Source organism: Erwinia psidii (assembly GCF_003846135.1).
Classification (GTDB): Bacteria; Pseudomonadota; Gammaproteobacteria; order Enterobacterales; family Enterobacteriaceae; genus Erwinia; species Erwinia psidii.
This window is the reverse complement of record NZ_RHHM01000004.1, coordinates 114,588-136,845: the sequence shown is the minus strand read 5'-3', so window position 1 is coordinate 136,845 and position 22,258 is coordinate 114,588. Positions and strand designations below refer to the sequence as shown.

General features: G+C 51.0%; 18 protein-coding genes and 2 pseudogenes. 4 read left to right on the top strand and 16 right to left on the bottom strand.

Annotation, left to right across the window (positions count from 1 at the left end; all coding sequences use genetic code 11):
• Positions 1-364: 364 nt before the first annotated feature.
• The 3 genes from bcsA to bcsO form a co-directional block, all read right to left on the bottom strand.
• Positions 365-2,458: a UDP-forming cellulose synthase catalytic subunit gene (gene bcsA / locus EB241_RS06760; protein WP_124232441.1), complete on the bottom strand. Its 2,094-nt coding sequence runs from the start codon at positions 2,456-2,458 to the stop codon at positions 365-367.
• A 90-nt stretch (positions 2,459-2,548) separates the two neighbouring features.
• Complete coding sequence (gene bcsQ / locus EB241_RS06755) at positions 2,549-3,346, bottom strand: cellulose biosynthesis protein BcsQ (protein WP_124232440.1); 798 nt, start codon at positions 3,344-3,346, stop codon at positions 2,549-2,551.
• Positions 3,337-3,921, bottom strand: a complete 585-nt coding sequence (gene bcsO, locus EB241_RS06750; RefSeq protein WP_124232439.1) for a cellulose biosynthesis protein BcsO — start codon at positions 3,919-3,921, stop codon at positions 3,337-3,339. Before bcsO ends, bcsQ begins: the two co-directional genes overlap by 10 nt.
• Before the next feature lie 462 nt (positions 3,922-4,383).
• Between bcsO and EB241_RS06745 the strand changes: the two are divergent.
• A pseudogene (locus EB241_RS06745) lies at positions 4,384-4,734 on the top strand (Hcp family type VI secretion system effector); the annotation flags it as partial.
• 56 nt (positions 4,735-4,790) lie between these two features.
• Positions 4,791-5,063 (top strand): arylsulfatase regulator, encoded by a 273-nt coding sequence (locus EB241_RS06740; protein ID WP_124232438.1) that lies wholly within the window; start codon positions 4,791-4,793, stop codon positions 5,061-5,063.
• Between the two features lie 35 nt (positions 5,064-5,098).
• Here EB241_RS06740 and EB241_RS06735 read toward each other — a convergent pair.
• From EB241_RS06735 to EB241_RS06680, 12 genes and pseudogenes are all read right to left on the bottom strand, one after another.
• A pseudogene (locus tag EB241_RS06735) lies at positions 5,099-5,275 on the bottom strand (IS256 family transposase); the annotation flags it as partial.
• Between the two features lie 132 nt (positions 5,276-5,407).
• The gene (locus tag EB241_RS06730; protein ID WP_124232437.1) at positions 5,408-6,475 is read right to left on the bottom strand and encodes a hypothetical protein; all 1,068 of its coding nucleotides are present in this window, start codon (positions 6,473-6,475) and stop codon (positions 5,408-5,410) included.
• 150 nt (positions 6,476-6,625) lie between these two features.
• On the bottom strand, positions 6,626-7,651 hold the full coding sequence (gene dppF / locus EB241_RS06725; RefSeq protein ID WP_148089638.1) for a dipeptide ABC transporter ATP-binding subunit DppF: 1,026 nt from the start codon (positions 7,649-7,651) through the stop codon (positions 6,626-6,628).
• On the bottom strand, positions 7,623-8,609 hold the full coding sequence (dppD, locus tag EB241_RS06720; protein WP_124232435.1) for a dipeptide ABC transporter ATP-binding protein: 987 nt from the start codon (positions 8,607-8,609) through the stop codon (positions 7,623-7,625). Before dppD ends, dppF begins: the two co-directional genes overlap by 29 nt.
• Before the next feature lie 9 nt (positions 8,610-8,618).
• Positions 8,619-9,521 carry a dipeptide ABC transporter permease DppC gene (gene dppC / locus EB241_RS06715; protein ID WP_124232434.1) on the bottom strand — a complete coding sequence of 301 codons (903 nt, stop codon included), beginning with the start codon at positions 9,519-9,521 and terminating at the stop codon, positions 8,619-8,621.
• A gap of 8 nt (positions 9,522-9,529) precedes the next feature.
• Entirely contained in the window at positions 9,530-10,549 is a 1,020-nt protein-coding gene (gene dppB / locus EB241_RS06710; RefSeq protein WP_124232433.1) for a dipeptide ABC transporter permease DppB, read from the bottom strand.
• A gap of 198 nt (positions 10,550-10,747) precedes the next feature.
• A complete protein-coding gene (gene dppA / locus EB241_RS06705; protein ID WP_124232432.1) occupies positions 10,748-12,358 on the bottom strand; it encodes a dipeptide ABC transporter periplasmic-binding protein DppA in 1,611 nt (536 codons plus the stop codon).
• Between the two features lie 705 nt (positions 12,359-13,063).
• Entirely contained in the window at positions 13,064-14,353 is a 1,290-nt protein-coding gene (locus EB241_RS06700; RefSeq protein WP_233592550.1) for a lytic murein transglycosylase, read from the bottom strand.
• A gap of 618 nt (positions 14,354-14,971) precedes the next feature.
• Positions 14,972-15,145 (bottom strand): hypothetical protein, encoded by a 174-nt coding sequence (locus tag EB241_RS06695; protein WP_233592549.1) that lies wholly within the window; start codon positions 15,143-15,145, stop codon positions 14,972-14,974.
• Positions 15,146-15,214: 69 nt separating this feature from the next.
• Complete coding sequence (locus EB241_RS06690; protein WP_124232429.1) at positions 15,215-15,430, bottom strand: hypothetical protein; 216 nt, start codon at positions 15,428-15,430, stop codon at positions 15,215-15,217.
• A gap of 52 nt (positions 15,431-15,482) precedes the next feature.
• Positions 15,483-15,896: a hypothetical protein gene (locus EB241_RS06685; RefSeq protein WP_124232428.1), complete on the bottom strand. Its 414-nt coding sequence runs from the start codon at positions 15,894-15,896 to the stop codon at positions 15,483-15,485.
• A 218-nt stretch (positions 15,897-16,114) separates the two neighbouring features.
• The gene (locus tag EB241_RS06680) at positions 16,115-16,450 is read right to left on the bottom strand and encodes an SMR family transporter (RefSeq protein WP_148089640.1); all 336 of its coding nucleotides are present in this window, start codon (positions 16,448-16,450) and stop codon (positions 16,115-16,117) included.
• Between the two features lie 586 nt (positions 16,451-17,036).
• Between EB241_RS06680 and EB241_RS06675 the strand changes: the two genes are divergently transcribed.
• Positions 17,037-18,188 (top strand): ABC transporter substrate-binding protein, encoded by a 1,152-nt coding sequence (locus tag EB241_RS06675; protein ID WP_124232427.1) that lies wholly within the window; start codon positions 17,037-17,039, stop codon positions 18,186-18,188.
• A 47-nt stretch (positions 18,189-18,235) separates the two neighbouring features.
• A complete protein-coding gene (gene cirA / locus EB241_RS06670) occupies positions 18,236-20,212 on the top strand; it encodes a catecholate siderophore receptor CirA (RefSeq protein WP_124232426.1) in 1,977 nt (658 codons plus the stop codon).
• A 96-nt stretch (positions 20,213-20,308) separates the two neighbouring features.
• On the opposite strand, the gene eptB is transcribed toward cirA, so the two are convergent.
• Complete coding sequence (gene eptB, locus EB241_RS06665; RefSeq protein ID WP_124232425.1) at positions 20,309-22,009, bottom strand: kdo(2)-lipid A phosphoethanolamine 7''-transferase; 1,701 nt, start codon at positions 22,007-22,009, stop codon at positions 20,309-20,311.
• Between the last annotated feature and the right edge of the window lie 249 nt (positions 22,010-22,258).

The window sequence follows — 22,258 nt, the reverse complement described above, 5'->3', positions numbered from 1 at the left end:
GCCGTGCTGGTGTTGCCCGCCGGGGCGGCGCTGGCCTGCCCGCTGTCCGACGCGGCCGTGTTTGTCTGTCCTGCTGGGGCAGGTAACGGCGGCATATTTCCAGGGAAACCAATATTGTGGCTGGCGTCAGCGTCTGCCGCGGCATTATCGCTGGCAGAAGCTGATGATGCGCCAACCACCCCTTCACGCCGCAAGGGCGTACCCTGCGACGTTGCCGCCGTGTTCCCGGCAGCCGTGCGCCCCACATAATCCGGTGGTGGCAGCAGCGATAATGCGCTGCTGTCCTGAGTCACGTTACCGGCGTCGGCCAGTGCAACGCCGCAACATACCAGCATGCTGAAACAGAAGCTAAAAATCAGTTCCTTCATGCCATGCCATCCTCATCAGACCTGGCGGTCTGGCGGTGACGGCCATCTTTCCAGGAGAGCCAGAACAGTTCAAATACGGTGCGGATAATGGTCAACAGTGAGCGAACCGGCCGGTCTTTAGGGCCTGGCGGTTTGATCCACGCATCAGCACGGGACAATACCACTCTCACCAGCTCACGGCGGCGCGACAGGGGAATTTCGTCAAACTTCAAACGGATAAGCCTATCTTCAGCAGCGATAATGCTGACCGGGATTGAGATTGCCCCGGAGTGCAGCCTGAGGTCGATGGCTTCGATCACATCGGTTTCATGACGGCTGTCCGGTGCCGCTACCTGTACCCCGCCCATTGACAGATTTACCGTGTCAGTAAGCGATGAAATCCCGCTGGCGTAGTGCAATACCACCGGGATATTGGCCTGAACACGAATGGTTTTCCGCGTTTGTTTCGTCTCACGCGCCACGGCAATCGCCGCCATCAGAATGATCAGGCTGAACAATGCCCAACCCACATTCAGTGCGATAACCCAGGGATCGACGCCAAAATAATCGTACGCCACCGCCCTGATAATGCCGCTTACCACGCCAATCAGTAACAACAGGGCACAAATAACATGCGGTCGGACAATGTTGAAATCAAAGAAGCCACTGTCCAGCAGGCCACCCTTATCAGTAACGTTAAACTTACCGTGTTTGGGCGAAATCATGGTTAACAGCGTGGGGATCACCAGATGAAAAGCCATTACCGTCTCGTAGATTTCTCCCCAGAAAGTGGCACGGAACCTGCCGTTCATACGCGAGTTGACGTACAGCGATATCACCAGATGAGGTAGGACATAGGCGAAGATCAGGCTGGCGGAGGAGTGAATAATATTTAGATTAAACAACAGATAAGCCAGCGGCGCCGTCAGGAAGATAACCCGCGGCAGCCCAAACTGAAAGTGCAGCATGGCGTTAAGGTAGCACAGCCGCTGCTGCCATTTCAGACCACGGCCAAGCAACGGATTATCAACGCGGAAAATCTGCGTCATGCCGCGTGCCCAGCGGGTACGCTGGATAACGTGCAGCCCAAGACGCTCGGTGGCCAGACCGGCAGCCAGCGGCAGCGCAAGGAAGGCGGATTTCCAGCCGCGGCGCTGCATTTTCAGCGCGGTGTGGGCATCTTCGGTGACGGTTTCGGTGGCGAAACCGCCAATCTCTTCCAGCGCACTGCGGCGAATGACCGCACAGGAACCACAGAAGAACGTGGCGTTCCAGTTATCGTTTCCCTGTTGTACCGGGCCGTAAAACAACGCCCCTTCATTCGGGATCTGGCGCGCGGCTTTCAGGTTACGTTCAAAAGGATCGGGTGAATAGAAGTAGTGAGGTGTCTGCAACAACGCCAGTTTGGGATCTTTCAAAAAGGGTGCCACGGTGGCTTGCAGGAAAGCGCGGGTCGCCACATGGTCACAGTCAAAAACGGTAATCAGTTCACCTTTGGTGATGCGCATCGCATGGTTGAGATTACCCGCTTTGGCGTGGCGGTTATCATCACGGGTGATATAGCCAACACCAACGTCAGCCGCAAAGACGGCAAATTCGTTCCGTTTACCGTCGTCCAGCAGGTAAATTTTCAGTTTATCGCGCGGATAGTCAATACACTGGGCTGCCAGCACGGTATCCCGCACAACATCGAGGCTTTCATTGTAGCTGGGTACGTAGATATCGACCGTCGGCCATAAGCTGGGGTCATCCGGCATCGGCTCAATGGTGCGCTTCAGCGGCCATGACGTTTGCAAATAGCCCAGTAGTAAAATCACCCACACATAAAGTTCAGCAATAAATAAGCCGATCCCCATCATCGCTTCGATTTCAGAATTAAAGTACAGCGTCTGTGTCGCTCGCCACCAGATGTAGCGCGTTGACATTAACGCGGAGAGGAACACCATCACCATTGAAATTTTATGGCTTTTCGCTAATCCCAGAATAAACACAATGGCGATGGCAACCAGACCGAACATATATTGTTTCTGGCTGTCCATCGGGGTGATAACAATCACTGCGGCAAACGGCAATGACGCCAGCAGAAGCAGGTAGTAGAGGACTTTATTCATAGGTCATCCTGAAAAACGCAATATTTTATGACCGGCGCGCAGGCACAGGCCGGGGTTTCAGGCATCCGGTGCACACGGCTCTGCCGTCAGTTAGCGCGATCCCAGTGGCCCATGCATCTCGCCATCGCCCACTTTGATATTGAGCAGTGCGGCAAGACGTTTGCCAACCAGCTCGATATCAAATGCCGCCGCAGATACCGGGTTGAAATCAACGACAGATTGCTGTGAGGCATTGGCTTCCACCACGCTCTCATCGCGGTTGACCACCCCCAACAACCTGTCTCCCAGCTGCTGTTGCATAAAGGCGGTCACATCACGGCTGATATTGCGCCGGCTGTCGCTCTGGTTCAGCACGTAATAGCTGCCGCTGCGGTGGTTTAGCGGGCCACCGGTCATCCTGTCGTTTTCAATTTTGGGCAGCAGCGACAGTGAAGCGGTATCTGCCAGCATCACCACCAGATGTAAATCGGCCAGCGCCGCCATCGCTTTGAGGGCCGGTCCCGGGCCAGGCGGGAAATCAGCGACAATCACCAGGCCTGGGTAGTTGAGAACGGTATGCAGTCCCCTGGCAAGAAAGTTAGGGTCCTTGGCAAGGTTTTCTTCAAATTCAACACGTTGTTCTTCTGAAACCTCACCATAAGGCATCACAAAAATATTACCGCCAGTGGTGAGGATAGACTGGCTCCAGTCGGGCGAGACGGCGGATTTGGCGACAAAACCACGCGCATCGGCAATGGGGACGCCAAAATGCAAACGCAGTGCGTTCTGTACGTCAAAGTCAATCGCGAGAACTTTACTGCCGCCACGGGCCAGCGACCACGCCAGATTGGCGGCCAGTGTGGTTTTACCCACCCCTCCCTTAGGAGAACAAACACAAACTAACGGCATGAGGCGATTCTCTCCAGCAGATCATGCAGCTGGGTATCTTTAGGCAGTGGCGAGTCATGCGGTTCCGGCACAGAATGAAATAGCTGCTTAAAACGCGGCAGGCCACCGGACGCGGTAGTGACGGGAGCTTCAACGATCTCAACAGACTGCGGTTTGGCTGGTGCACAGTCGCCCACCGTTTCCGGCGTGTCTGCAGACGATAAAGGATGATTTGCCGGATTAAGCTGGGCAGAGATACTGTGCAAAAGCGACTCATCCCCCTGGCCGACGGGTCTCTCGGTGACAGAAGCCGTCACGTTTTGTGGCAGCGCGGGACCTGTCCGGGGCTGTTTTTCCGGCACGATGCGCGAAGCAACCTGCTGGCAAAAGGCATCATCTGCAACGGGCTGCGGCGGTGCAATATGCAAGCTCTGTGCCTGCCCGAATGTCGATTCCGGGCTATCATCCATTAACTGTCGGATAATGGGCCAGTTAGCACTGTCTGAACTCCTTGTCTGATCGGACATGTCCCTGAATTCGATATGGTTTGTTTGCGTTTTTTCTTTAAAACGCTGAAGGTCATCATAACTTTTCATTGGAATGATCGCGAAGAATAGGGCGTTTTGCGGCAATATAACATACAAATTTTGGCTGGACCTGATTATTCTTAACCACACAAAAAAAGCACTTATATCATCCAGTTAATTCTCACGCCCTGAATAATAACCAGAGTAAATTAAAAAACATTATTACTGTCTGCGTAATAAACAGGTTAACGGATTAACCACATTATTCAGCTTAGCAACAGGTTAATCATCGTTATAAATGGATCGGCTACTCAGCACAAAAATTTGCAGTAGATCACACTTCCATCGCCAGTGATTCTTGTACCGGGCCGGTAACTTCCTGAATTCAGTGGCTGAACAATTCGTCGGTATACTGTTGATCGGTGGAACAACAGGCATAGTACGATGAAAATCATCGTAAGCTAATGATTATTATTGACTTAACCACAACGTGTGGTCCGGGCAATGAATATTATGCTGATGAAGATGCCACCTGCCAGCGGTGAAACCTGCACCGGAACGCGCGTTCATAACCCGATAACGATAGTGAAAGAATTTGATCAGACAACACCACTTTTGTACCGCGCTGTCTGCGAAGGCCAAACAATGAAGAAGGCGACAATCAGGATGTACCGTATTCTGCGATCAGGCATCGAGACCGAGTAATTTAATATCATTCTGGAAAACGTTACGTTCACAACCGTTGCTGCATCGTTGGCTCCTGACGGTATAAGTAGCACTCACCTTGAAACGCTCGAATTACGTTACGAGGCGATCACCTGGCGGTATACGAAAGGAAATACTGTTTATCGTGATTCATGGAACGATCGCTGTTGTGCCTGACCACTAAGGGGATCAGAGAAGGCAAATACCTCCTCTGATACTAACGAGGAGAGAAAATGGTCGACTTAACTGCGGAGCAGCAACAGCTGGCGAAGATAGTTCATGATTATGCCTGTCGTTTTCCTCTGACAGAAAATGATGATGCCCAGTTACTGCAGGGCTGTTATGACTATATGGAGGCCTTTAAACGGGTGATGGACAGCGCTTCAAAAGTCCAGATGGATTGCTTCTGCCTGCAACACCCTGGATATTTCCGCTTTGCAAAGTGGATGGAAAGGCTGGCTCAGAGGATAGTTGATGGTGTCCTTGAGGTTCCGAAAGATCGCTAAAAACAGCGGGTCGGAAATTTCGGCAGGTCCGGTGTAGAACCCCGTTTCGGGGCGTTTTTCTCGTGTTCGGAAGGGTCAGTCAGCTCTGCATTGAGCGCTGTTTCGACGGTAAGTCTGATGAGAATACGAGAAAACGCGTTAAGATCGGCTTCGGTTTTAAGGCCTTTCGCCAGTTCAGTCGCAATGGCTTTGAGTTTCTTTTCATCTGTAATTTGCCTGTCTCCGTTGTTGGAGTGAACATATCAAAAACAGGCAATTACACAATTTTAATGCCAGTATCGAAACTTAATAAATACCATTATATCGCCGCAGAGATTAATGAATTTCATATAAAAAACGTTAAATTAATTGTTCAATTTTTCTGATTCGCGCTTTTCAGTTTTGTATCTCGCAAAAGAATAAGATCTATCATTAATAATTTTTCTTGAATTGCCAGCTTTATTTGAGCCAATTAAAACATCCTCAGCAGATAATAAAATTTGTCCAATATTTTCATACGCCACCTTAATATCAGGATACGTTCCCAGTGAAGATTCATATTTTCTCATAAATTGCTCTGTATTATCCTCAAGAATTTCAAGTAATTCACTCTTTATCTCATAAATAGAATCCTGAGGGATATTACGAAGATTTTCATCAATTTCTTTTAATGAACTCTTAATATCAATTATATCTTCACTAAGTAGATTGATAATTACCCGTTTATCTTCTTCACAACCCGGCTGATTGATTGCATTAAGCCATGACATTATATTGTCAATGTTTGAAATCATTTCATCTGTGCTATGAAAATTTTCATATTTCATACCATTTGTATTTACCGTAGCATATTCAACTTCGTCATTATCTTCTATGCTTTTCTCTTCGCTGCTGTCTTTGATTAACCTATCTGTATCAGCATTTATTTCTGATGCTCTGTTTCTGACTGCAACATTCAACTCCGATAAGAATTCCTTCTGCAATGACTTCTCATCAGTTATTGGTGGATCATTATTTTCTGTTATAGAAATATAGCTGACTTCCGAATAAGTACTATGGCAATCAGATGCACTATTGTTGCTACCAGCATATTTGATTGATGATTCTTTTGTAAAAACTGAAAACAATTCTTCTTTATTTATATCAGGAAAGGCAGCCGTGATAATTTTATCGAGGATTTTCAGTTTTTTTTCCAAAATCCGACTATCCTGTCTTTTAAGTTTTCCACAAATATATGTTAACTTATCTTTAACTTCTGCCTGACTTACATGATCTAATCTACTCGGAGAGGGACGAATATCTTTCAGACATTTTAATAAATGAGATTTTTTTACCTTATTATTTTCACAAGTCTTAGATGATAAATTTTCAATGCTATACAAATTGCGATGTATTACATCAAAATAACCGTTTTTTATTGTTTTACCCAACATTATCTCGTCCTGAATTATTAATACAATCTATTCCATTCTATTCACCATAGCGGTCTTAATATTTCAAAAAACGTTTTTTCAGACTGAAAAGCCTTTCCGGCATCAATAAAACGCCCGGTGACGGCTTGTTTGACCGTTACCGGGGGAAATTTACGGCAGAATGGTTTGGTCTTCATCCTGCCCGACCGCAAAGCAGGCAATTTGCTGTTCACCATGCAACTTCAGTTGCGGTTGTAGCTGAGTACAGGGAGCGAAGCGACGGCGGCAACGTGCATTGAATGCACAGCCCGGCGGCGGGTTCAGCGGACTTGGCAGCTCACCGGTCAGTTTGATCCGCTCGCGACGGGCAGACGGGTGCAGACGCGGAGTGGCAGAAAGCAACGCCTGGGTATAGGGATGGCAGGGGTTGTTGAAAATAGCCTCTTTGCTGCCCCGCTCCACGCAACGCCCCAGGTACATCACCATCACTTCATCCGCAATGTGTTCCACCACCGACAAATCATGGGAGATGAAGACATATGACAGCCCCAGCTCCTGTTGCAAATCCATCATCAGGTTCAGCACCTGTGCCCGCACCGACACGTCCAGCGCCGAAACGGGCTCATCGGCAATCAGTACGTCCGGGTCCAGCATCAGACCGCGGGCAATGGCAATACGCTGGCGCTGACCACCTGAAAACATATGCGGATAGCGATCGTAATGTTCGGTTTTCAGGCCGACCTTCGCCATCATCTCCAGCGTTTTCTCCCGACGTTCCGCTTTACTCAGCGTAGTGTTGATCAGCAGCGGCTCTTCGAGGATCTGGCTGATTTTCTTACGCGGGTTCAGCGATCCGTAAGGATTCTGGAAGACAATCTGGATCTTCTGACGACGCAGCTTTTGCGCGGCAGGATCGTGCTTTAACAGATCCTGTCCCTGATAAAACAGCTGTCCTTCTGTCGGGGTTTCGATCATCGTCAGTAAGCGGCCCAGGGTGGATTTACCGCAACCCGATTCACCCACCACCGCCAGCGTTTTGCCACGCTCCAGGTTAAAGGAAACGCCGTCCAGCGCCTTCACCAGGCGCTCCTGGCCAAACAGTCCTTTTTTCACCGGATAGTGTTTTTTCAGATCGATCGCCTGCATCAGCAGCGCGGTATTAACATGTTCAGGCTTCACAGGTCGGTCTCCCGGCATCGTCCAGCGGGTAATGACATTTGGACTGACGTCCCGGAATATCACGTAATTCAGGCTCTAGCGTGCGGCAGAGATCGTCAGCATAGGGGCAGCGTGGATTGAGCAGACAGCCATTCGGACGATCATACTTGCCCGGTACCACGCCAGGCAGCGAGGCCAGACGCGCTTTGTCGGCGGCAAACTCCGGCAGCGCACGCAACAGTGCCTGAGTATACGGATGCCGGGGCGCGTTAAACAAATCTGCCGCCCTGCCGGTTTCCACCACCTGTCCGGCGTACATTACGATAATGTGCTGAGCGGCTTCCGCCACCAGCGCCAGATCGTGGGTGATCAGGATTAGCGCCATATTTTCCTGGCGCTGCAGGTCCAGCAGCAGCTCAATAATCTGGGCCTGGATAGTGACATCAAGCGCCGTGGTCGGCTCATCGGCAATCAGCAGTTTGGGCCGACAGGCAATCGCCATCGCAATCATCACGCGCTGACTCATCCCGCCGGAAAGCTGGTGCGGATACACCTCCAGACGGGACGCCGGATCGGGGATGCCAACCTGCGTCAACAGATCGATGGCACGCTGGCGGCGGGTCTTTTTGTTACCGCCCTGATGCACTTTGATCGCTTCCATAATCTGAAAACCGACCGTATAACACGGGTTAAGGCTGGTCATCGGGTCCTGAAAAATCATCGCCACTTCAGAACCAACCAGCTGACGGCGCTCTTTTTCAGAAATACGTTTCAGGTCACGCTGGTTGAACTCCATCCTGTCGGCCATCACCTTGCCGGGATAATCGATCAGCCCCATAATCGCCAGCGAACTGACTGATTTACCTGAGCCGGATTCGCCGACAATCCCCACAACCTGGCCCTGTTCCACCTGATAACTGATGCGGTCAACCGCCCGAAACGGCGCTTTTTCGTCACCGAAATGCACCGACAGTTTGTCTACATTTAATAAAGCCATCTGCGCCTCTTACTGCTTGAGTTTCGGGTCAAGGGCATCACGTAAACCATCACCCATCAGGTTAAATGCCAGTACCGTCAGCAGGATTGCCACCCCAGGAAAGGTGACCACCCACCACGCACTTTGCGCATACTGCAACACGTCGGAGAGCATAGTGCCCCACTCCGGCGTGGGCGGTTGCGCCCCCATACCCAAAAAGCCCAGCGCCGCCATATCAAGGATGGCGTTGGAGAAGCCCAGCGACGCCTGCACGATCAGGGGAGCCAGGCAGTTAGGCAAAATATTGACAAACATCTGACGCATCGCCCCCGCGCCGGCCACGCCAGAGGCGGTAACATAGTCGCGGTTTACCTCCACCAGCACCGCCGCGCGGGTCAGACGGATATAATGTGGCAGGGCAACGAAAGTCAGCGCGATGGAAGCGTTAACGATCGACGGGCCGAAGATGGCCACCAGCACCAGCGCCAGTAGCAGGCTTGGCAGCGCCAGCATGATATCCACCAGCCGCATAACAGTAGCATCCGTGGCCCCGCCGACGTAGCCGGCGATCAGACCCAGAACCACTCCAAGGATCAGTGACAGCACCACCACCAGACACCCGACCAGCAGTGACAATCTTGCACCGTACATCAGCCGTGACAGCACATCACGCCCGACATCATCGGTACCCAGAATAAACCGCCAGCTACCACCGTCTTGCCAGGCCGGTGGATGTAACAGCGCATCGCGGAACTGCTCAGCAGGAGCATGAGGCGCAATAACGTTGGCAAACACAGCGATTAAGAACATCAGAACTACGTACACCAGGCCGATCACCGCGCCTTTGTTACGTTTAAAATAGTGCCAGAATTCCTGCAAAGGGGTCATCGGCTTGGGTGCGGCAGTCACGCTGCCAGCATCGACTGAAGACATATAGCCCCCTATTTTTTGTGACGGATGCGGGGGTTAACCACACCGTAAAGGAGATCAACCAGCAGATTGACCAGAATAATCAGCGTGGCAACCATCAGCACGCCGCCCTGCACTACCGGATAGTCACGACGCTGTAGCGCATCGATCAACCAGCGCCCCAGTCCGGGCCAGGAAAAAATCGTCTCGGTAAGAATGGCTCCCGCCAACAGCGTACCCACCTGCAAACCAATAACTGTTACTACGGGCAGCATGGCGTTGCGCAGCGCATGGACCACGATCACCCGCATGGGGGTCAGACCTTTGGCACGGGCTGTGCGGATATAATCCTCACCCAGCACTTCCAGCATGGCAGAGCGGGTCATACGCACAATCACCGCCAGCGGAATGGTGCCCAGCACAATGGCGGGCAGGATCATATGCATCACCGCGTCTTTAAAGTCGCCAGGCTCGCCCCACAGGAGGGTATCAATCAGCATAAAGCCGGTTAGCGGTTTGCTGTCATCAAGGAATACCGTGTCACCGATGCGCCCTGCCACCGGCGTCAGATTGAGCTGTACCGACACCAGCATGATCAGCATCATCCCCCACCAGAAAATCGGCATGGAATAGCCGGTCAGCGAAATGCCCACGGCGGTGTGATCGAAGACAGAACCGCGTTTGACCGCCGCCAGCACACCCACCGGGATGCCAACCGCCACGGCAAAGATCATCGCGCAGAGACCCAGCTCCAGCGTCGCTTTAAAGCGCGGAACGAATTCCTGCCAGACCGGAATACGGCTTTTAAGGGAAATGCCCAGGTCGCCATGGAGCACGCCATAGACGTAGGAAACATATTGTTGCCACAGCGGCTTATCCAGTCCCATCTGGGTGAGAAGCTGCGCGTGGCGCTCAGGTGACATTCCACGTTCGCCCGCCATAATCAATACCGGGTCTCCGGGGATCATATGGACAAACGCGAAAGTAAGTAAGGTGATGCCAATAAACGTCGGGATGACAAGTCCCAGACGTCGGAGTATGAACTGCAACATAATCCGTATTCTCTGTAATGTCCCGCAAACCGTAATCTGCGGGCTTATTATTGCTCACATCTGCGATCGGCTGTTCCCGATCGCGACGCCTTTTCAGGCGTCTTTACCATTTTTGTATTCGGGCGGTTTGACTTCCGTGCGGCGCTGCCAGAAATAGGCCGGGGAACCGGCCCAGGGGAGAATCAAAGGACCGGTACGCTATTCCTTGATATCAACGTTATCAAAGTGATGTTTGCCTAATGGGTCCACAACATAACCGGACACTTTCTTACTGACCGGCTCATACACCGTAGAATGTGCGATGATCAACGCAGGAGCCTGATCGTGCATCATCACCTGAGCCTGCTTGTAGTATTCAATACGCTTGTTGTGATCGGCTTCAGCACGAGCGGGCTGGATCAGATCTTCAAACGGCTTGTAGCACCAGCGGGAATAGTTGGAGCCATCTCCCGCAGCAGCACAGCTGAATAGCGTGGCGAAGAAGTTGTCCGGGTCGCCATTGTCCCCGGTCCAGCCCATCATAACGGTCTGGTGCTCGCCCGCTTTCGCCCGCTTGAGATACTCGCCCCACTCGTAGGTGACGATTTTGGCTTTCACCCCAATTTTCGCCCAGTCACTTTGCACCATCTCCGCCATACGACGGGCATTTGGGTTATAAGGACGCTGTACCGGCATTGCCCACAGATCGATAGTGAAACCGTCAGCCATGCCTGCGTCTTTCAACAGCGCTTTCGCCTTCTCAGTGTCGTATGGGTAGTCCTGTACCGCGTCGTTGTAGCTCCACATGGTTGGCGGGATCAGGTTTTTAGCAGGCTGGCCTGCGCCCTGGTAGACCGCCTCGATGATGGCTTTCTTATTTACCGCCATGATCAACGCCTGGCGCACTTTCACGTTATCCAGCGGTTTTTTCTGGGTATTAAACGCCAGATAGCCCACGTTCAGACCTGGCATCTGCATCAGGTTGATATTTTTATCTTCCTTCATGCGGGCAATATCAGCCGGATTCGGGAATGGCATCACCTGACACTCCCCTTTCTGCAACTTGGCGTAGCGCACCGACGCATCCGGCGTGATGGAGAACACCAGACGATCAATTTTTGGCTTGCTGCCCCAATAGTGGTCGAATGCCTTGTAAAGGATACGGGAGTCTTTCTGGTACTGCAGCAGCTGGAACGGGCCGGTGCCGATCGGGTTCAGATCAAGCTTTTCAGGCGTGCCTGCCTTCAACATGTTGTCAGCGTATTCCGCAGACAATATGGAGGCAAAGTCCATGCCCAGATCGGCGAGGAATGGCGCTTCCGAACGGGTCAGCACAAAGCGTACGGTGTTTTCGTCCACTTTCTCAACTTTTTCGATCAGCTTTGGCATGTCCATGCCTTCAAAGTATTCATAGCTGCCGCCAGACACACTATGATACTTGTTGTTTTTATCCAGCTGACGTTCAAAGGAAAAAACCACGTCATCTGCGTTGAAATCACGGGTAGGTTTGAAATCTTTGGAGGTTTGCCACTTCACGCCTTTACGCAGGTGAAAAGTGTAGATCTTGCCATCGGCGCTGATATCCCACTTTTCCGCCAGACCGGACTGGATCTCGGTGGTGCCGGTTTTAAATTCAACCAGACGGTTGTAGATCGGTACAGAACTGGCGTCATAGGTAGTACCGGAGGTAAACAGCTGCGGGTTAAAACCCTCCGGGGAACCTTCTGAACAATAGACCAGGGTTTTAGCCTGCACGCCAGCGGCAACGGTCAACGCGATCAGGCTCAGTCCGACCTTCAGCATTCCTGTTTTAGTCAGGGAAATACGCATGCTTCTGCTCCAATTATGATGTGATGTTGTGTGCATTTGCGTCGGACATTGTTTTTTTAATGCAGTCCTGACGTCTTGCCTTACGGCTGCTGGAGGGGGTTGAGGTGGGTAAGTGCTGAAGATGAATACCATCAGACAACTCCGCATCCTTCCTCACTGAGGCATCAATTTGTCAACAGTTGCATAGAAGGTCAATACAGCGCTGTGCTATTTACACAGTATGTGAGGAACTGCAGGCAAACATAACAAAAACAAAATCCACTTCTTTGTAGTGTGAAAAGGTCGAAATATTCCACATTACCAGAATCATTGCAGGGTAATTTTTATTTACTCAGCTATTTTAGCTGAAAAAAAATTATTAAAAAAAAACCACCAGCCCGCGTATTTCTAAGAGATACGCTTTGCTTATGGTTGGGTATTCAGACAAATATTCTGCAACAACAGCATAAAAATCAGGCAACATGTCAGAAATAACAGAAACCAAACGCGGCGCGAAACAAGTGGTTGGCTGCGAAGGAAATTGAACCAAATGTTGCATACAGGTCTCCCAGCGAACAAAAGACCTGTTTATGCGGAAAAAAAACCATAGCGGCAGCCATGCAGACAGAACAGCCATCCCCCCTCTCGGTCTGGCGAAGGGCTGTCATTTCAGGATGATAGCGCCGTAAACTCAGCGCCTGCCACCACAGGTGGTGCTATCAGACGTCAGGAGCACCGTAGTTTTTCAAACAGTGCGCGCCCCGGGTAGCCATCCTCTGGCAGCTTTTGCTGTTTCTGATAGGCGCGAATGGCACGAACCGAGCCACTTCCTATATTGCCATCAATATCTCCCTGATAAAGATGCTTTTCCTGCAAAAGCACTTGCAGCGCCTTACGCTCATTCATGGTCAGAGGCTGTTGCTGAAGTGGCCATGATTTATGCAGGGTGACACTGTGCTGATAGCTGTCTGACAGGATGCCCACCGTCATCGCATAAGAAACATCGCTGTTATAACGCATAATCGCCCGGAAGTTTTGCGTCACAAGGAATGCCGGACCGTCTTTACCCGCAGGCAGCAAAACGGAGGCATTTTCAGAAGATAATGCTGCCAGATCGGCCTGTGTGGCGCTGTTGACGCCAAGCGCGCGCCAATTTTCGATTGTTTTTTTAGTATCCAGCCCCGTTAGTGAATAGTCAAAACCGTCAGGCAGATTAACTTCAACGCCCCAGGGAATGCCTTTTTTCCATCCGGCTTCATGCATATAATTCGCCACCGATGCCAGTGTATCGGGATAGGAGGTCCATATATTTGCATGATGATCGCCATCATAATCCGCCGCGTAATGCAGGTAAGAGTCCGGCATAAACTGCGGCATGCCCATTGCGCCAGCCCAGGACCCCAACATTTGTTGCCTGGTGGCATCGCCCTGCTGAAGCATCTGCAAAGCCGCGATTAAGTTCTGTCGGTAAAAGTCACGGCGGTAATTATAATAATCCAGGGTAACCAGCGACCGAATCACCTGTTTATCGCCAGCCTGACGCCCATAAGCACTTTCGACAGACAAGAATGCAAAGAGTAATGACGGCTCCACCTGGTAACGCCGGGCAATATTATTTGATGCCTCGGCATATTGCGTCATTAACGCTTTGCCATTGGTGATATTTTCTGCGGTGGTTCTTTTCTCGATATATTCCCATATCGGGGTTATTTTCTCAGGTTGCTTCTGCGTGGCAGCGATCACCGTATCATCTGGTGTCACTCCCTCAAATGCCTGATTCAGCGTCTTTTCCGTAATACCTTTGGAAAGCGCATATTGGCGGAAATTATTCTGCCACTGATCAAAGCTTTCAGCAGGACTCAGTGGTTGTGCAACTGTCCCGGTAATATTATGAGATTTCAGCAGGGCATCGGTATCTTTACAGGTGCCAGCTGGTGCATACTTTGCACACGAACTGAGTAACGAAAGAGAAACAAGGAGATAAAGACACTTTGGTCTGAAATTATTTTTCGACATAAGCATAAATAACCATCTTACCTGTTGTATTGATAAAATAAGAAAAAATACTTTCACCTGTTTCTTATTAAACTGATATAAGATTAATCATAAAATCAGAAACGTAATTTAATTTTTAGATTAATGCAAGCGCCGTTGCTGACCGGCAAACACGGTCATCAGCATTTTACGAATTTTTCCATTCCGACAGGCGACTAAACGGTAAAAATTAAGACGACATTCTTATTTAAAGAATAACTCTACCCTGCCACGAAACTAAATCTACTATAATTATAGTATTGCGGTAAAAAATTCTTTTCCCACCCCCTGTCAGCCAGATGATAATAGCAAAAAAAATAAAAAAACAATAAATATAACAAACAGCATAATATGCTATTAAGACTGGCATTGTTTATTTATCAGCTCTGCTTGAGCCATTAACGGCGGCCGTTTCAATCGGTCGTTCTGCTTTCAGATATCAGGTGCATGAAAAAAGTCAGAGAAAATGAATGCGACCTGAGACCATCACTTAGCTACTGCTCTCTTCCCTCGCCCTTGTTTACTGCGCTTTCTTATCATATGACAGGCGCAGGTCACCACAGCGACATACGCCTTTCTGTTTAGCCGATATTTTCCCCGCTAATCGCCGAATGACCTTCTCATGACACCCGAAGTGAAACCCCGATGCCCGCGCGGAGCGCGGTTGATTTGTTTCCACAGCGCGCCGCCCAACGAACCGCGCAATTCTGCCGAACGCGGCTGCGTGGAGAAAAAAGTACTGCGGTTAAACAGATCCTGTAGCAGATCGGTCATACGCGACGCCATTCCATCCGGCGCCGCATTATTGGGCAAATTCAGACTTTTAAGCAGTTGTACGCGACGTCAGTTACCCGGTGTGGTGACCTGCTGACGAAAGGTGGCGACCACGTCGTCGAAGGCTTCAGACTGACTCCACGACGACAGCCCCAACCGGGACAGCCCACGTAATCCTGATTGCTTCTGCCTGCTTTCCGCCTGCTCCAGCTCAGCAACGCTGTCAGTCCGCAGCAGGGTGTCATATTCGGCAAGACCGTTAAGCAGGCAGGCCCGTTCGGGCACGAGGAGAGTTTGCCTTGCGCATCATCTGCGGGTAACTGCACCCCGGATGCCTTCAGCTTTTGCTGACTTCACACAACTGGGTCAGCAGTTCGGCTTCACGCCCGCTTAATGTTTTCGGATTATCGGCAGCGGCACGAGCAAGCGATGAAAGCGCACGGTCAACATCCGGCAGTACATCATTGCCAGCCCGTGAGGTTGCCCGACAGATATTTGAGGTGAAATGTCGCCACATTTCGGCCAGGTGGTAGCTAAAGTTCGAGGCAGTGGATTCAACGCCGGGTGTGTTGCGCGTGGAAAAATCCGCGGCGATAACACCTTCGTGGTAACCAATCTTACGTAACTCGCGCAGCAGCGAAGCTAACTCCTCCTCACGCATGGTAATCAGATGTTCACCCTGAGTCGCCGATAGCCCGGCACGTTGATGCTGGCCTGGATACGTTGGCTGACGTCCCTTTGCCCTGTACATATCTCATGGCACCCGCCTCTGCTTTCTCTTCGAGAGTCATGAGAAGGTCTTCTCGTCAGGTTGTCCCCCGTAGAGGCCAGTGTTTGCTGATAGCGATACAGCAGCGGCAGGGTACGAATGCGTCAGGCGAAGGCACACACCGTTATACTACCTCTGTTGCAGGTTAACTCAGGTGGACAAGTCTGCGAGCATCCGGGGTGTATCAGAAAGCATTCACATTAATGTGAGACGGCCCGGGAAAGCGTATTAATGATCACCACCCCGGCAATGATAAACACCAGCCCGATTATCGCGGGTAAATCCAGCCGCTGCCCATGCCATAACCAGGCAACAAGCGATATCAGCACAACCCCGACGCCAGACCAAATAGCATAGGCAAGGCCAGTAGGTATCTGCTGTAGCGTAAGCGAAAGGCAGTAAAATGCCACCATATAACAAAGTATCGTGCCGACACTGGGCCAGAATCGGGTAAAGCTTTCCGCTGATTTCAGCAGTGTGGTACCAATCACTTCTGCCACGATGGCGATAAAAAGCGGAAAATAGATGCCTGGCATAATGTTCATTCTCCTGTCATTAACCGCCTGCTCAGGCTGGCTATTGATTGGGTTGGCGAAATCCTCAGGATGGCCTGTCACCAACAACCAATCGGTGAAAACGTATCGGGCATAACCTGGGGGATAAAACTGACGGCCTGTCGCCTCAGCATGAAGCAGGCAGATCATCCCTGTAACTAAATTAAATTTATTGATCACGCGCATGAATTAAATCTCTTTCCGCACAGTCAACCGAAGCAAGTGCTGACCGCCATCAGGAAAGTGACCTTCTGAACAATAATAGTAATGCATCATGAACAACGATGAGCGAAAGCAAAAAATTTCATCAACCGCTTATTTATTAAGGATAATATTACACCAGTTGCCATCATCACCCGGTCTGAACTCCCTGATGCTCAGTGGGTCATCGACCGCTGACAGCGGTCTGTACGTCAGCGCACCGGCCCATATAAACGCTGTACTCATAAGGTAACATTGCCCACATTTCTTTAGATTTCCTGACGATTTATGTAAATTCAATTGATAATGATTATCATTCATTTACAATTAATTTCTCTTCATGGAAACGTAAAGGAATAGGAAGAAGATGAACAACCAGCAAAAGATGATACGTGCGCTGTCTGGCAAACGAATTGCCAGAGGATTAGCAGGATTGATGCTTGGTCTGATAAGTTTTGCGACACCGGCGGTCACCGTGACGGATGTCGCCGGTCGGACCGTGACGGTGCCGGATAATGTTCAACGTATCCTGCTGGGTGAAGGCCGATTGTTCTACGCCATTTCCCTGCTGGAAGGTCAGAAACCGCTGGACCGGATTGTCGGCTGGCAAGGGGATTTCCGCATGTTCGATGCGCAAACCTACGCTATTTATCAGGCCAAATTTCCGCAAATCGATAATATCCCGCTGATTGGTAAAGGCAGCGCCGACAGTATCAGCCCGGAAAAAGTGCTGACGCTGAATCCACAGCTGGCTGTTTTTGGTTTATCAGGGCACGGTCCAGGCAAAAACAGTGAGCTGGTCAATCAGTTACAGAAAGCGGGCGTACCGGTAGTATTTGTTGATTTCCGTACTTCCCCACTAAAAAACACCCTGCCAAGCATGGAACTGCTGGGAAAAGTCCTTAACCGCGAGCAGCAGGCACAGGACTATATCCGCTTCTGGCAGGAGCAAATTAAACGCGTCACCGACGTTACCAAAAACATTCCTGAACAGGATAAGCTAAAAGTCTTTATCGAATTACGCGCCACAACCACGGTCGAGTGCTGCCATTCGGCCGGTAACGGCAACATGGGTGACTTTATCGAACTGGCGGGTGGCGTCAATATCGCCAGGCCGCTGCTGCCGGGGCCGCTGGGGCTGGTGAATCTTGAAAAAGTCATTGCCGAGCAGCCCGATATCTATCTGCTCAGCGGCGGCAGCAAGCCGCCGAAAGCAGGCGACCCGGCACCGTCCGGGCTGGTGCTCGGCGCTCAGACCACGCCGGAACAGGCACGCGCCAGCCTCACTCCCCTGCTGGCGCGTAAAGGCATCAAGACGCTTGATGCCATCAAAAATGGCCGCACCGTTGGCATCTGGCATAACTTCTACAATTCGCCGTATAACGTGCTGGCCGTACAGGTTTTTGCCCGGTCGTTCTACCCACAGCAGTTTGCCGATCTCGATCCACAGCAAACGCAGCAACAGCTCTATAAACAGTTTCTCGCCATCGAACCGAGCGGCACTTACTGGACAGAGTAAAGGACATCGCCCCGTGCTGACGGGGTTTTATCTCAAGGAGAGAAGACATGATTCGCGTTAAATTCACACCAACAGTCAGAGCCGGGCTGCTCGCACCGCTTATCTGTGCCACCTGCCCGGTCATGGCGGAAGAAGCCGCCAGCAGCGTCGACGAAAAAACAGAACAGATGGTGGTCACCGCGTCTGCCGTCGAACAAAATCTTAAAGATGCCCCTGCCAGTATCAGCGTCATCACCAGGGAAGACCTGCAAAAGAAACCGGTACAAAACCTCAAAGCGGTGCTGAAGGATGTGCCGGGCGTGCAGATCACCAATGAAAGTGACAACCGTCAGGGCGTCAGTATCCGTGGGCTGGGCAGCGGCTATACGCTGATTCTGGTCGATGGTAAACGCGTCAGTTCACGCAACGCCGTCTTTCGGCATAACGATTTCGATTTAAGCTGGATCCCGGCTGAATCTATCGAGCGTATTGAAGTGGTACGCGGGCCGATGTCATCGTTGTATGGCTCCGATGCGCTTGGCGGGGTGGTCAATATTATTACCCGTAAGGTGGGAAGCGCGTGGCATGGCACACTGAGTGCCGATACCACCATTCAGGAACACCGCGATCGGGGCGACAGTGGCAACGGTAATTTCTTCGCCAGCGGGCCGCTGCTGGATGATTTACTGGCGGTCAAAGTCTACGGAGCATTGGGCAAACGCGAGAAGGACCAGGCAAGTTCAGCCAGTGGCAGCAGCGGCACCCCCCGTATAGAAGGCTACACGTCCCGCAATGCCAATGTTGAATTCTCTCTGACACCGGACGAGGATCAGGACATCACTTTTGGCTATGGCCTTGACCGTCAGGATCGCGATTCCGACTCGCTGAATAAAAACCGCCTTGAACGTGAAAGCTATTCACTTGGTCATAGTGGCCGCTGGGGGTTGGCGAATACTGACCTGCGTTTTTACGGTGAAAATATCCAAAACAAAAACAGCGACACCATCACCTCGAAAAACAACGCTCTCGACGGCAAAGTGGTCATCCCGCTGGGCGATTACAATCAGTTGCTGACGTTCGGTGGTGAATACCGTAACAACAAACTGGATGACAGCGTCAACATGAAAAATAGCGGCAGCACCCAGGCTAATCAGTACGCCCTGTTTTTGGAGGACGAGTGGCGAATCATTGAGAGCCTTGCGCTGACCGGCGGTGTACGCATGGACGATCACGAAAACTACGGTATTAACTGGAGTCCGCGGGCCTATCTGGTCTGGAATGCCACCGACAGTGTGACGCTGAAAGGTGGCTGGGCATCAGCCTTTAAGGCACCGTCGCTGTTACAACTCAGCCCGGACTGGCAGAGTAAATCCTGCCGGGGCAGTTGTTCTGTTATCGGTAGCAAAGACCTGAAAGCGGAAACCAGTCAAAGTGTTGAATTTGGCCTGTATTACGCCGGGCAGGAAGGCCTGCTGAAAGAGGTGACCGCCAGTTCGACGGTCTTCCAGAACGACATCGACGACATGATCACCGTGATCCGTACCACTAACCGTGCGCTGGCAACAACCTACCAGAACTTTGTCGGGTTCGATGCCAGCGGTAATCCGATATTCCGCTATTACAACGTCAATAAAGCGCGGGTCCGTGGGCTGGAGACGGAAATCGGCTTACCGCTTTCCGGGAACCTGAAACTTAAGCTGAACCACACCTATAATGATGCCCGCGATCTGAGTAACGGTGGCAATAAACCCCTTTCAGAACTGCCATTCCATACCAGCAACGCCTCACTCGACTGGAAGCCACTGACGGACTGGAGCTTTTATCTTTCCGCCAACTATAAAGGCAAAAGCCGCACCGTCACCGACGGTAACGAGACGCCCGGCGGCTATACCCTCTGGAACACCGGCGGTTCATATCAGCTCAGCAAAGCTGTGAAACTGCGTGCCGGTATACTCAACCTGACGGATAAAGATCTGAACCGCGATGATTACAGTTATAACGAAGACGGCCGGAGATATTTCGCCGCCGTGGATTACAATTTCTGAGGTGATGACGCTGACGGAAAGCATCGGATAGGACCGGTTCACAGAAAAAACCCCGTTCCTGCTACAGAACGGGGGTCAGCGCCCGGCTGGAACCCGTCAGGCTTTAGCAGGCGCTGCCTGTGACGCCCTGGCAGGATCGGCACACCAGTTATTGGCGTCGTTGATGCCCCCATTGGGAGAAGTAAAGCCCAGACAGCCCATAATGCTGTCGAACAGTTCATCGTGGCGATGGACCTTACCCTCGCGCTGTTGCACCTTCAGACGCTCAAAAGCTGCCTGATTGTCTGGATCGGCCAGGTATTTATCTGACGCCCAGACGATAAGTGGCACCCTGAACTGCTCCGGCGGTGCCATATTACGCGGCGTGCCGTGTAAGTGCATATTCTCATCAATGGACTCACCATGATCGGCCGCGTAAAAAACGATCGCTTTTTTATCACGTAAACGATCAAAAACGCTGTCCAGCACGGTGTCGGTATATAAAACCGAGTTGTCAAAGGCATTGATTAGCATCGCCTTACTGCATGTCTCATCAACGCCCATGCATTCCGGCTGGTAGCGGGCATATTCACGCGGGTAGCGCTGAGAATAAAGATAGTGCGAACCTTTGGTATGCAGCACCACCAGGTGCTTACCCTGTGGATGACGACCAAGTGACTTTTCTAACTCCGGGATCAACAGCATATCATCCACCGATTTTCCCTGGTTCTGCTGCTCTGAGCCAATTTGCTCACGGAAGGCGTAATTATCGGTATTGGTGTTGTTGTAGAACCACACTTCACTCTGCATGGCAAAGAGCTCTGAACTGAAGCCCAGCGCTTTCAGCACCGCAAAAACATTTTGCTCTTTTAAGGTTCTTCCCGGCCCCTCATCGGTACCGCCTTTACGCACAAACATGCAGCGCAGCGAGAGCTTGGTGGCGGTATCACAGGATTCGCCACGGAAGGCCACCAGGTTCTTCTCTTTTGCAAGCTTTGGCGTGGTGTCGCGGCTGTATCCCAGAAGACCCATATGATCCCAGCGGGTGGTTTCGCCAATCACAAAAACCACATAGGTATCGTTGAGGCCCGCCGGGGCGAGATAAGTGAAATGTTTCGCCGGGTCAAACAGCGCTTTTCTGCCTATCTGTTCATTAACGCTGGTATAGGCAAACAGCCCCAGCGCTGAGAGCCAGTTAGAGGGCAGATAAGAATGCGCCACCACCCCCCCGTAGCTGGGTAAATCAATATTGGTTTGTCGTTCTGCCATGTTCTGCTGCTGGTCAAAATAGCGAACAGGCAACCAGACCAGCGCCACGGCCAGCAGCAAAAACGACAGGGGTCGCAGGCGTTGCCCTGGCGTTTTCAACTGTTCAATCAGCGTCAGCCGTAAATTATTACGCCAGATCAACAGGAGCGGCATCAGACTAACCAGTACCATCCACAGCATAAAATGGGTGCCAACCACTTCTTTCGACAGATCGGTATCCGTGGTCATCACCGAAGCAATAATGCCGTAGCCAATCACCACGTTAAAAAAACACATGTAATAGCTGGCAGCAACGGAAACCAGTAGCAGGATTGTCGCAGCAATGCGCCAGAAAATTTTCCCCCCCAGCGACAGCAAGCGCAACAGGAAGAAGGTCAGCAGTACAACCGCCACCACTTCTGTCGGAGCAGAAAGCCACTTTAACGCGCTGGGAGGAGTGACAAGGGAGTCAAAACGACGATAAAACACCGGGATATTGAGGAATATACCGATATAAAATGCCAGCAGAAATGACAGCTTCTGCTGGCTCAGTGACTTTATATAATTCATGCAACCTTTTCCCGGTGTAACTTAAACGATTTCCAGAAAAACCTGAGCGTTTATCAGACACTCCTGTTAAGTCTGCGTTCGAATCAACGGCGTTTTTTCAGCCGCGAGTGAATATTCAGGAAGATGCCGAGAACCGGAGAAAACCTTTCTCAACAGGCCACATAGTTAACCATATTAACGGAAATTAATCCGCTTAATCGTGTAATCAGTGCCAGCTGAGGATGTCATTGGGTGAGATACGCAGGGCAG